Raw genomic sequence first — 12729 nt, forward strand, 5'->3', positions numbered from 1 at the left:
GTTTGTTCACCGATTTGTGGCGCGGGAGGAGTACACCATGAGTCAAACTGCTGAAAAAACACAGTCCTGCTTTCCGTTGTTTGAGCAGGATGAATACCAGGCGCTGTTTCACAATAAACGCCCGATGGAAGAGGCGCATGATGAGCAGCGTGTGCGTGAGGTCTTCGAGTGGACCACCACCCCGGAGTACCAGGAACTTAACTTTGCGCGCGAAGCGCTGACCATTGATCCGGCGAAAGCGTGCCAGCCGCTAGGCTCGGTATTGTGCGCGCTGGGTTTTGCCAACACCTTGCCCTATGTCCACGGCTCTCAGGGGTGCGTTGCCTATTTTCGCACCTATTTTAACCGTCATTTCAAGGAGCCCGTCGCCTGCGTTTCCGACTCCATGACGGAAGACGCCGCGGTGTTTGGCGGGAATAACAACCTGAATGCCGGTTTGCAGAACGCCAGCGCGCTCTACAAACCGGAGATGATTGCGGTTTCCACCACCTGCATGGCGGAAGTGATTGGCGATGATCTGCAAGCGTTTATCGCCAATGCCAAGAAAGACGGGTTTGTGGACGCGCAAATGCCGATCCCCTACGCCCACACGCCGAGCTTTATCGGCAGCCATATCACCGGCTGGGACAACATGTTTGAAGGGGTTGCTCGCACCTTTACCGGCGGTGAAGACAAACACTACCAGCCAGGCAGCCTGGCGCGTCTGAATCTGGTTACCGGCTTTGAAACCTATCTGGGTAACTACCGGGTGCTGAAACGCATGATGGAACAGATGGGGGTGCCGTGCGCCATCCTGTCCGATCCGTCTGAGGTGCTGGATACGCCAGCCGACGGCCACTACCGCATGTACGCTGGCGGTACCACCCAGCAACAGATGCGTGACGCACCGAACGCCATCGATACGCTGCTGCTGCAACCGTGGCACCTGATAAAAACCAAGAAAATGGTGCAGGAGAACTGGAACCAGCCTGCCACCGAGGTGACGGTGCCGATCGGGCTGGATGCGACGGACAAACTGCTGATGGCGGTTAGCGCACTGACCGGCGTGCCGGTCGGCGAGGCGTTGACGTTAGAGCGCGGCAGGCTGGTGGATATGATGCTGGATTCCCACACCTGGCTGCACGGCAAACGCTTTGGCCTGTACGGCGACCCGGATTTTGTGATGGGGCTGACGCAATTCCTGTTGGAATTGGGCTGTGAACCGACGGTGATCCTGTGCCATAACGGCAACAAGCGTTGGCAGAAAGCGATGAAAAAAATGCTGAGCGCCTCGCCCTATGGGCAGGAGAGTGACGTGTATATCAACTGCGATCTGTGGCATTTTCGCTCGCTGATGTTCACCAACAAGCCGGATTTTATGATCGGCAACTCCTACGGCAAATTTATTCAGCGCGACACATTGGCGAAGGGGGAACAGTTTGAAGTGCCGTTAATCCGCCTGGGATTCCCCATTTTCGATCGCCATCATCTGCATCGCCAAACCACCTGGGGCTATGAAGGGGCCATGTCGATTCTCACGCAGTTGGTCAATGCGGTACTGGAGAAGCTCGACAAAGATACCATGAAGCTCGGCAAGACCGACTACAACTTCGATCTTGTTCGTTAATCCCCTGACCAAAGTGGCCTGCTTCGCGGCCCGGCACTGTCCGGGCCGTCACCTTGCCACTGAGGAGGTGTTTATGCCGATAGTGATTTTTCGTGAGCGCAACGCGCAGCTGTATTGCTATATCGCCAAGCAGGATTTGGAGGCGAGGGTGATCGGAATAGAGTTTGACCGTCAGGATTGCTGGGGGGGAGAGGTGGCGTTGGAAGGGGGAAAACGCTACTACGTGAACCCACAAACGGAAAAACCGCAGTTTCCCATCAGCCTGCGCGCCTCGCGTCCCGGCCTGGCATGAGGAGGTGAAGATGTCTGATGATGATCGTCTGTTCTGGCGACTGTTTGCGCTGATGCATTGCCTGCCAGAGCTGTCCTCCCCGCAACTGTTACGCTGGATTGCGCAACAGGATGAGGCCTCGCTCGATCTGGCCTATTTGTCGTCGCTGGATCAACCACAGCTGATGGCGCGTTTTCCCGGCGATCGCGCGGTGATGACCCGGGGCCGGTGGCAACGGGTGATGGCGTGTCTGCGCGGTGAACTGCCTGCGCATCTGGCGGTAATGTCGCCGCCGGGGCGCGAACCGCAACTGCTGGTGGCCTTTTCGTCACAGGATGGTATCGCGATTAACGGCCATTTTGGGCAGTGTCGCCTGTTTTTTATCTATGCGTTTGATGGCAACGGCTCGTGGCTACACGGGTTGCGTCGTTATCCCAGCGAACCGGGGGAGCAGGAAAGCAACGAAGTGCGTGCTCAACTGCTTGCCGGCTGCCACCTGCTGTTCTGTGAAGCAATTGGTGGTCCGGCCGCAGCGCGGATTATTCGCCACAATATTCATCCGATGAAGGTGCCGCCCGGTACCAGCGTCTCTTCACAACGTGACGCTTTACAAACGCTGATGGCCGATCGCCTGCCGCCCTGGCTGGCAAAACGGCTGGAGAAGGGTAACCCGCTTGAGACGCGGGTGTTTTAGCTATCGTAATAACCATACCGTTCCCGCGTAAGCGGGAACGGTTAACCGTGTAAATGCCTTTCTTGCTACAAAATCCCCTGATTCTCGTTTAATAGTGAAAAACGCTAATCTTGCTCCTCTCCGAGGATGAGCCCGCGCCGCGTTGCTATAGGTATAAGGGGGAACCTGATTCGTGAATTATCGCTTTTGTTCCATCAGCCGTGAGGAACAGGACGATAGAGTGTTGACGTGACAATGCGCCGTATATTTACCCGCATGATCGAGTCGTAAATTCAGAACCTGTACCCGTTGCGAAAATCAATGTTAACTCCCTGCGTGACTATCCTCTTTTTAATAAACGTACAAGGAAAGTAGACCATGCCAGTAATATCAACCGCGTCTCCTTTACTCAATGCTGTTTTGCCTCTCAACGCTGAAGCAGAGAAAAAGCAACATCACAAAAATCATTCAGTTAATAGCCATCTCGTTTTAATAACCTCACCGTCTGATGCTGATGCCAGACATTTAAAAAAAACCAGCGCCAGTGTTAGCCATAACCTACTGAGTTGGTTGAAGGCATGGTGTCCAATTAAAAACACCCAAAAGACCGCAGAAAATGATGAGCTCAGTGTCATGGGGCCTTCATTATTACAGCAGGCAGAGGCTATTTCCGCTCAGCGTCATGAGGGGTTGGCACCTTTCTCACCACCGCCCTTAAGGCTGAAGGGGAAAGCCGGATGGCTCATGGGGGCAGGTATTTTGGCGGGTGCAACAGCGGGTACATTAACGTTGCGTCACTACGCAGCGCATCAGTCGAGCGGCGCAACGGACTGGCCCGCAGGCACGCGTACACTCGCTGCACCCGGCAATGATTCGATTGGAGAATATCATCACATTGAAAATATCGGGTATTTTGAACATATTCCTCCCGCGTTACAAAGTGCCAACCTTATCAGCGAATCGTACCTGCACCCAGACGAAAAAGATCATTCAAATTCTGATAATAACCATGAAATAAGATCGGGTGTTATCGGGTTTTTGAAAAAGAATAATTTTCTGGATAAAAATGTAGTCAATAATCAAATCAAAAAAGAAGTTTTGGTCTCGGCGGTGGCTGAATATATTTATGGTGATGACGGTGATGCTGTTAAAACGCTAGCCAATAAAGAAATAAGCGTTGCCAAACATATTTTGGCGGAAACCGATCTCTACGGTGGAAGAAGAGGGGAGAGTATCTCTGCTGAATTTTCTCAGGCCGTAATCAGTCACTGGATGTTCAATCAGGTTCTCGGTATGTATCCGGGAGAGTATCTGGCGGATAAAATTAAATCTAACGACTACCCCTCCTATTTTACGGTCAGCAGCCTTAAGTACATTCTAGGATTGAATCAGATCTTTAATGATGGCCTGCTGAACTATCAAGAGATTCCTGCTGACCGCTGGGGGGAATTTAATAGCATGTGGTATTTATATGTAGAAAAAGAGATCCCCATGCTGAAATGGTCAGAAAAGAACATTGATAAAATTTCACTGGGGAGTCAGGTTTTTGCCGATCTCTATGCAGGGTCTGCCCTGTTAGATAAAACGCATGATTTGAAAAAATTCACCCTCAACGAAACGTTACAAATCGGAAGTGGGCTATGGGATATGGTGACCGACCAGGGCGCCGGCCTGGATAATATTGGCTATTTTTTGCTTCCCTCTCTCATTATTCCCGCGAGTAACCAGAAGAAACTGCCAGTCACCCGTGGACATTCATTCAGAACACAGGTTGCAGCTGTAGAGGATTATATTCATTATCGAAAAGAGGTAATGGCTATACAACAGGCGTTAACCAATCAGTTTGAAAGATACACCTCCGCTGTCAATGCCTGGCTCAGTAAAGGAAAACTGGCTGATAAAATTATTGCTGATTGCCCTACATCGGAGCTGCCAGGGTTGCCTGATTTAGCCGATGGGATTCGCTCTAAGCAACAAATGCGTGAAAAAAAAGAAAAACAAGCCAAGCAATTGTACTTGAATGAATTTGTAAAACCCTGCAAAAAAGCGCCAGAGAAACTCGATGATGAATATAATAAACTGACTCGCGAGGTAGTGAACAGTTTTCAAAAACTCGATGAGAATATTATTTTTTCTTCCTTTGGTACGATTGATAAAACTGAAGTGGATTTCATTTTATCATCAGATGTAAAAATAAATCCCGTGCAGTTTTATATGCGCGCCGATCGTCCCGTCGCTTGTGTGCACAGCGTCTGCCGAATCACTGATTTTGATGTCAAGTTAAAAGACACCGATCTGTTTTCTGTAAATAAAGATAATCAGGAGAGAATTTATGCGTTGAAGAGGGTGATGAGTCATTCAACCTTTTCCTATCGACTTATCCGTGTCGATCGTGATATCAGAAAGTATATTAATAACGGGCTGCTCGATAATGGTTTTACTAAAAATTACGTGGTTGAGACAGATCGAGTAATCGACAGCGATAATTTTAATTTCAGCATCACTACGCTACGTTCCCCAATCGAAAATAATAATACCGATGCTCATCCTTTGATAGGCTATCTTTCCAAAAAACACAGTGATGATTTCTATCATCAGTTATATGCTTCCGGTAATGATAAATCCGGATTGCAAAAAGCGTGGGGTTTTGTCAAACACGTAATTCCTTTTTATGATTGTATTGAGGGTATTGTTAATAATGATGCCGCACAAGCGGTTCCCGCTTGTATGATGGATATTATTGGTCTGATTCCTGTCGCAGGGCAGGCGGCAAACATGGCAGGTAAATTTGGAACGGGGCTGGCAAAAGGCTTACGCTATGGAGGTAGGTCGCTAATGCGCGGAACGGTAGGTGATGCCGGAACTGTGCTGCTTAAGGAAATCAGACTCCCCCACGCAAATGAATTCCTCGGGTTAAGTAAAAGTGCATTGAGAGCCGTAGACCCGGGGTTCGAATTATTAAGTAAGGGCGGTAAATTGTTGGACCGCAAATTAGAATCTTTTCTGAGAATGAAACAGAGTAGTATCCCGTTAGCGGATAAAATGTCTTCTTTTCGCTCGGTGGAACCATTACCGTTAACCACCAAAGCCTACATGACCGCGCGTTTGCCTCATTCAGAGATTGAAGTACCCATACAAAAAGTAGGTGCGGATTTACGCGGTGAATATTATTCATTGGTTAATCCTGAAACCGGCGGAATGTTTGGACGGCATTATCACCTATTAGACGACGGCAGGTTGAAACCTGTTGCAACGAGAATACATCAACAGAAAATCAGGCAAAAAAGCACAGTAGAAATAAACCGAATGGATCAAAACCATTTTCCTATGGCAGCCCATAGCCCTGCTATCGATATCACACACATCCCTCCGCTAAGGAAATTTTTGTCATCGTCTGCTTATCTTCCTCCGCATATGCAATTTAATCGCGCTCCCATTGTTCATCAGGAAATACAAAGGCATCTTTCTGACGATTTCACGCATATGGGGGTGGAGTTAAAAAATTTTGTTACCACCAACTATAACCAAAATGATGTCTATTTTGGTCGCTTTAGTCAGACTCCCGATGAAATTCCCGTGCGGTTTGCTCAATTGAAAAATAATCTTCAGCACTATAAAGAAGGTGTTTTATTGGCGAAGCACTGTGCCGATGCTTTGGAGTATGAATTTTCTCGTACGACGATGAGAAACATTCACGGTGAATTACAATTCGCCCCTAGGGGGAACAGGATTGAGTCCTATTTATCCAAAGTGATGAAACTGGATGAAATAGCAGATGCAAACATTGCTAAGATAATAAAGAAAGAAATGATGCAAAGACTGAGGTATCACACCGAAAAAATTAAAGATTATCTCAACAATGAGATTGATAATATCTATTTTGCCTCAAGTGACACTTATGCTCATCCTTATGTTTATAATCCTAATAGCCCAATGGGCTTTGTGGGCAAAGAGGATACTTTTAGACGAATCATTATCATGGTGGATAATTATCATGCCTCACCCCTACTCAGTACAAAATTACACCTTACGGCCTTACATGAGGCGTCACATTTTTCCGGAACACTCGATTTTCAGATTGCACCGTCAACCAGTTTGGTGGGCGATGCCAGTGAATTTATCGAAACGTTTAATGATGGATTGTTGGGGATCAATAACGAATACGTTCATATTGACGACGATTTTATCAATGCGTATCGGCGTGAATTCCCCCATATCGCCATTACTGAAGGCCAATTTAGAGAACTGCTCAAAAGAGATCCGGTGTTAAGAGCGAATGCCTTTATAGAGAATGCGGATTTTCTGGCAAGAATCATCTCCGATCTCGCCAGTCGCGCGCGCCACAATAGCGATATGTATCATCGGAGTAGGAGAGAAACTCAGTTACCTCGCTCGATGGTGTCCGTACTACTCTACCGATTGATGATTGCCAGCATGAAATCGGTAACACCGGATGCCCACGTCTAAGGCTGCTTCCGCCGCGCTGCATGGCGGTGTGTTGACGGGTTTTGCTCCTGTCTCTTTTACGTCATTGTCACGTTTGTTGCAAAGCGAACAATTGTATCATTATGAAATAAAGAGATTTATTCATGGCCCGCGAATTGCAATAGCGTCCTAAAGTCAACTGACATGACGAGGGCACTATGAAGGGGAATGACATTCTGGCGCTGCTTGATGAGCCCGCCTGTGAGCATAACCATAAACAAAAAACCGGGTGCAGCGCACCGAAACCCGGCGCCACGGCAGGGGGGTGCGCCTTTGATGGCGCACAGATCACCTTGCTGCCGCTGGCGGATGTCGCTCATCTGGTGCACGGCCCTATCGGGTGCGCGGGCAGTTCCTGGGATAATCGCGGCAGTCAGAGTTCCGGGCCAAGGTTGAACCGGCTCGGCTTCACCACCGATCTCAATGAGCAGGATGTGATCATGGGGCGCGGTGAACGGCGGTTGTTTCATGCCGTGCGCCATATCGTGGAACGCTACGATCCTGCCGCCGTTTTTGTCTACAACACCTGCGTTCCCGCGATGGAGGGGGATGATATCGATGCGGTGTGCCGTGCCGCAACCGTGGCAGTGGGCGTGCCGGTGATCGCCGTCGATGCCGCAGGTTTTTACGGCAGCAAAAATTTTGGCAACCGTCTGGCCGGTGAGGTGATGCTCAAACAGGTGATCGGCACGCGCGAACCGGCTCCGTGGCCGGAAAGCAGCCCGATCCCTGTCGCGCAGCGTCACGATATCGGCTTAATTGGCGAGTTCAATATCGCCGGTGAGTTCTGGCATGTACATCCGCTACTCGACGAACTGGGCATTCGCGTGTTGGGCAATTTGTCCGGCGATGGACGCTTTGCCGAAATTCAGACCTTGCACCGCGCACAGGCTAACATGCTGGTGTGTTCCCGCGCGCTCATCAACGTGGCGCGCAGTCTGGAGCAACGTTACGGCACACCGTGGTTTGAAGGCAGCTTCTACGGGGTACGTGCCATGTCTGACGCGCTGCGCCAGCTTGCCGCCCTGTTGCAGGACGATTCTCTGATGCAACGTACCGAAACGCTGATCGCTCGGGAAGAAGCCGCTGCGGAAAAGGCGTTGGCACCGTATCGCGCACGGCTTAAAGGGCGCAAGGCACTGCTCTATACCGGCGGTGTGAAATCCTGGTCGGTGGTATCGGCGCTGCAAGATCTCGGTATGACGGTGGTTGCTACCGGCACGCGGAAATCCACGCAGGAAGATAAAGCGCGCATCCGCGACCTGATGGGAGATGATGCCGTGATGCTTGATGAGGGCAATGCGCGCACCCTGTTGGACGTGGCCTATCGCTACGGTGCGGACATGATGATTGCCGGGGGGCGCAACATGTACACCGCCTACAAAGCGCGCATTCCGTTTCTTGATATCAATCAGGAGCGTGAGCACGCCTATGCGGGCTATCGCGGCATTGTCACGCTGGCAGAACAAATTTGCCTCACGTTGGAAAGCCCGGTCTGGCCGCAAACCCATCTCTCTGCCCCCTGGCGCTAAGGAGTACGCAATGGCTGACGTTATCCGTAATAAGAAACCCCTTGCCACCAGCCCTATCAAGAGCGGGCAACCGCTCGGTGCCATTCTGGCGAGTCAGGGTTTTGAGCAGAGCATTCCGTTGGTACACGGCGCACAAGGGTGCAGCGCTTTTGCCAAAGTGTTCTTTATCCAACATTTTCATGACCCGATCCCGCTGCAATCGACGGCGATGGACCCCACCACCACGGTGATGGGCGCGGATGGCAACATTATGACGGCGCTCAGCACCCTGTGTCAGCGCAATGCCCCTAAAGCCATGATATTGATCAGCACCGGGCTGTCGGAAGCGCAGGGCAGCGATCTGACGCGCGCGGTACGTGAATTTCGTGCAGAGCACCCGCGCTTTAAATCCACCGCTATTCTGACGGTGAACACGCCGGACTTCTATGGATCGCTGGAGAACGGGTTTAGTGCCGTGGTGGAAAGTGTGATTGAACAATGGGTGCCGGAAAAGCCGCCGGCGGGCGTGCGCAACCGGCGCGTCAACCTGCTGCTCAGCCATCTGGTGAATCCCGGTGAAGTGGAACTGCTGCGCAGTTACGTTGAGGCATTCGGCCTGCAAGCGGTGATGGTGCCCGACCTGTCGTTGTCGCTGGATGGGCATCTTGCCAGCGGAGACTACCAGTCTGTGACGCAGGGCGGGACAACGCTGCGCGCCATTGAACAGATGGGGCAGAGCCTAAGCACCATCAGCGTGGGGCTGTCACTCCAGCGTGCTGCCGGGTTGATGGCGCAGCGTAGTCGCGGTCTGTCGCTGACGGTGCCGCATATGATGACGATGGCAACGGTGGATGCGGTGATCCATCATCTGCAACAACTCTCCGGGCGCGAGGTACCGGCATGGATTGAGCGTCAGCGTGGTCAGGTGCAGGATGCGATGATCGACTGCCATATGGCGCTCCAGGGCAGAAAGGTGGCGCTGGCGGCCGAAGGCGATCTGCTGGCCGCGTGGAGTGATTTTGCACTGAGCCACGGCATGCAGCCGGGACCGGTGGTTGCTCCCGTCAGCCAGCCCGGATTGCTTTCTCTGCCGGTTGAACAGGTGGTGATTGGCGATCTGGAAGACATGCAGGATCTGCTGGTTAAACACCCGGCGGATATGCTGGTGGCGAACTCTCATGCTGCCGATCTGGCGGAACAGTTTGGTATTCCGCTGATACGCGCGGGCTTCCCGGTGTTCGATCGGCTGGGTGAATTTCGCAGGGTGCGACAAGGCTACGCCGGGATTCGGGATACCTTGTTCGAACTGGCGAACCTGATGCTGGAACACCATCATCCGGTCTCTGCCTATCACTCGCCGCTGCGTCAGCAATTTCGCAGCGCACCGCGTTCGGAGGTGGGGCATGCAACCTGTTAGCCGTCATCTTAGCACCATCAGTTCGGCCGTCTGGTCAATGCAGGTCGCCTTCGCCAGTTCGGATTACCACCATGTGGATCAGCATTTTGGTGCCACACCGCGGCTGGTGGTCTATGGCGTAAAACAAGATCAGGTGCGGCTGCTGAAGGTGGTGGATTTTAATGTGCAGCACGGCCATCAGGAAGAGAAGCTGGCCAGCCGCATCAATGCGCTGGAGGAGTGCGTAACGCTCTACTGTGTCGCCATCGGCGATGCGGTGTTTCGCCAACTGTTGCAAGTGGGGGTGCGCGCCGTGCGCGTGCCGCCGGAAACCTCTATCGCGCAACTGTTGCAGCAGATACAGCTGTGTTGGGCAGACAGCGAACAAAGTTCCCGTCGACGCCAGCGCGATCCGAACCGCTTTGTACACCTGCTGGCGGAATCCGAATGGCAGGATGAAGACGACGCCTGTTAAGCGCTGACAAGATCGTCGCTTGTGCGACAAAACCGACATAAACCGCGACATTGGTTGCGGTTTTTTTTGCCCATTAAACCTTATCACATTGATTATAGGCGATTTTTGTGAGTGGTATCACATTTGCTAGTTCCTTGTGAACCCGTCCATGACGTGCGTGTGGGAGGAAGACGACCCGTGAGGCCTTCCCCCGTCACCCTAGGGAGCAAACAGCATGTGGAACTATTCCGAGAAAGTGAAAGACCATTTTTTTAATCCGCGCAATGCCCGCGTGGTGGAGCAGGCGAACGCGATCGGTGATGTCGGCTCGCTGAGCTGTGGCGATGCCTTGCGGCTGATGCTGCGGGTGGACCCGATAACCGAAACCATTTTGGAGGCCGGTTTCCAAACCTTTGGGTGCGGCAGCGCCATTGCCTCTTCGTCGGCGCTGACTGAGCTGATCATTGGCCGCACCTTGCAGCAAGCCGAGCAAGTGACCAACCAGCAGATTGCGGACTATCTCGATGGCTTGCCGCCGGAAAAAATGCACTGCTCGGTGATGGGACAAGAGGCTTTGCGCGCCGCCATTGCGCAATACCGTGGTGAAACGCTGGACGACGATCACGAAGAAGGCGCACTGATTTGCAAATGCTTTGCCGTGGATGAAGGCCAGATTCGTCGCGCGGTGATGACTAACGGGTTGACCACGCTGCAAGAGGTGATCAATTACACCAAAGCGGGCGGCGGGTGCACCGCCTGCCATGAAAAAATTGAACTGACGTTGGAAGCGCTGCTGGCTGAGCGAGATGCCGCTCCGGTAATGGCAGTGGCCGCAGCGGTGGTGGACGTTAAAGATCCCCAGTGGCGTCAGGTAGCGGATGCAGTGGCGGAATTGCGTCCCCATATTCAGGCGGATGGCGGTGACATGACGTTGCTCAACGTCAGCGGCCATCAGGTCACGGTCAGCCTGTCGGGAAGCTGTAGCGGCTGCATGATGACTGATATGACGTTGGCCTGGCTACAACAAAAGCTGGTGGAGCGCACCGGGCGCTATATGGAAGTGGTTGTGGCACAGGCCGCGTGAGCTGACTGCGTATTCAGTGAGGCAACGAACATGAAAAATATCTATCTGGATAATAACGCCACCACCCGTCTCGATCCCATGGTGCTGGAAGCCATGATGCCCTTCCTGACGGATTACTACGGCAACCCCTCGTCGATTCACGATTTTGGTACGCCCTGTCGCGGGGCGCTAGAACGGGCGCGGCAGCAGGTCGCCAGCCTGCTCGGCGCGCGCCATGACAGCGAAATTATCTTTACTTCCTGTGCCACTGAGGCGACGTCTACGGCGATCCACTCCGCCGTTGCACTCGATGCCAAGCGGCGCGAAATTATCACCACCGCGGTAGAACACCCGGCGACGCTGGAAGTGTGTGAACATCTGGAGCGTCAGGGCTATACCATCCATCGCCTGGGCGTGTCGGCGCAGGGCGAACTGGATATGGCGCAGTATCGCGCCTTGCTAAGCGAACGCGTGGCGCTGGTGACGGTGATGTGGGCGAATAATGAAACCGGAGTGCTGTTTCCGGTGCGTGAGATGGCCGCTCTGGCCCATGAGCATGGCGCACTGTTTCATTGTGATGCGGTTCAGGCCGTCGGGAAGATCCCGATTGTGCTCTCCAGCTGCGAGATCGACATGCTCTCTTGTTCAGCGCATAAGATCCACGGGCCGAAAGGGGTGGGCTGTCTCTATCTGAAACGCTCCACCCGGTTCCGTCCGCTGCTGCGTGGCGGACATCAGGAGCGCGGACGCCGCGCGGGCACGGAGAATATTGCCGGCATTGTCGGTATGGGCAGCGCCTGCGAACTGGCAGACGTGCATTTACCCATGATGACTGCGGCGGTTGCCCCGCTGCGCGATCGCTTACAGCACGAGCTGAGCCAGATCATCCCAAGCGTGATGGTGATGGGTGGGGAGCAACCGCGCACCCCTAACACGCTCAATATCGCCTTTGAGTTTATTGAAGGCGAAGCCATCCTGCTGCTGCTCAACCACGCCGGGATCGCCGCTTCCAGCGGCAGCGCCTGCACATCGGGTTCGCTGGAGCCTTCCCATGTGATGCGCGCCATGAGCATTCCTTACACCGCCGCTCACGGCAGCATCCGCTTCTCCCTGTCGCGCTATACCCGTGAAAAAGAGATTGACGGGGTGATCGCCGCACTGCCGTCGATCGTGGAACGGTTGCGCACGCTCTCGCCCTATTGGCAGCAGGGAAAACCGCAGGCGACGGCGGGCGATTTTGCACCGACCTATGGCTGACACAGGGGAGAAA

The 12729-nt window shown here is 52.9% G+C and carries 9 protein-coding genes; all 9 read left to right on the forward strand.

Going from position 1 to position 12729, the window contains the following annotated elements:
* The first annotated feature begins 37 nt into the window (after positions 1-37).
* The 9 genes from nifK to nifS all read left to right on the forward strand — a co-directional run bounded on the left by nifK (position 38) and on the right by nifS (position 12716).
* Positions 38-1606, forward strand: coding sequence for a nitrogenase molybdenum-iron protein subunit beta (nifK, locus tag J5067_RS00795; protein ID WP_264650201.1), 1569 nt, complete (start codon positions 38-40; stop codon positions 1604-1606).
* Positions 1607-1679: 73 nt separating this feature from the next.
* Complete coding sequence (gene nifT, locus J5067_RS00800; protein WP_264641979.1) at positions 1680-1898, forward strand: putative nitrogen fixation protein NifT; 219 nt, start codon at positions 1680-1682, stop codon at positions 1896-1898.
* Between the two features lie 10 nt (positions 1899-1908).
* Complete coding sequence (locus tag J5067_RS00805) at positions 1909-2571, forward strand: NifB/NifX family molybdenum-iron cluster-binding protein (RefSeq protein WP_264650202.1); 663 nt, start codon at positions 1909-1911, stop codon at positions 2569-2571.
* Between the two features lie 357 nt (positions 2572-2928).
* Positions 2929-7017 (forward strand): hypothetical protein, encoded by a 4089-nt coding sequence (locus J5067_RS00810; protein WP_264650203.1) that lies wholly within the window; start codon positions 2929-2931, stop codon positions 7015-7017.
* A 176-nt stretch (positions 7018-7193) separates the two neighbouring features.
* Positions 7194-8567: a nitrogenase iron-molybdenum cofactor biosynthesis protein NifE gene (gene nifE, locus J5067_RS00815; RefSeq protein ID WP_264650204.1), complete on the forward strand. Its 1374-nt coding sequence runs from the start codon at positions 7194-7196 to the stop codon at positions 8565-8567.
* A gap of 10 nt (positions 8568-8577) precedes the next feature.
* Positions 8578-9963: a nitrogenase iron-molybdenum cofactor biosynthesis protein NifN gene (nifN, locus tag J5067_RS00820; RefSeq protein WP_264650205.1), complete on the forward strand. Its 1386-nt coding sequence runs from the start codon at positions 8578-8580 to the stop codon at positions 9961-9963.
* The gene (locus tag J5067_RS00825) at positions 9950-10417 is read left to right on the forward strand and encodes a NifB/NifX family molybdenum-iron cluster-binding protein (protein WP_264641984.1); all 468 of its coding nucleotides are present in this window, start codon (positions 9950-9952) and stop codon (positions 10415-10417) included. The genes nifN and J5067_RS00825 overlap by 14 nt, the downstream gene beginning before the upstream one ends.
* A gap of 214 nt (positions 10418-10631) precedes the next feature.
* Positions 10632-11480 carry a Fe-S cluster assembly protein NifU gene (gene nifU / locus J5067_RS00830; RefSeq protein ID WP_264650206.1) on the forward strand — a complete coding sequence of 283 codons (849 nt, stop codon included), beginning with the start codon at positions 10632-10634 and terminating at the stop codon, positions 11478-11480.
* A 30-nt stretch (positions 11481-11510) separates the two neighbouring features.
* Positions 11511-12716 carry a cysteine desulfurase NifS gene (nifS, locus tag J5067_RS00835; RefSeq protein WP_264650207.1) on the forward strand — a complete coding sequence of 402 codons (1206 nt, stop codon included), beginning with the start codon at positions 11511-11513 and terminating at the stop codon, positions 12714-12716.
* Positions 12717-12729: the final 13 nt, after the last annotated feature.

It is taken from the genome of Candidatus Symbiopectobacterium sp. NZEC151 (assembly GCF_025962655.1).
Lineage (GTDB): Bacteria > Pseudomonadota > Gammaproteobacteria > Enterobacterales > Enterobacteriaceae > Symbiopectobacterium.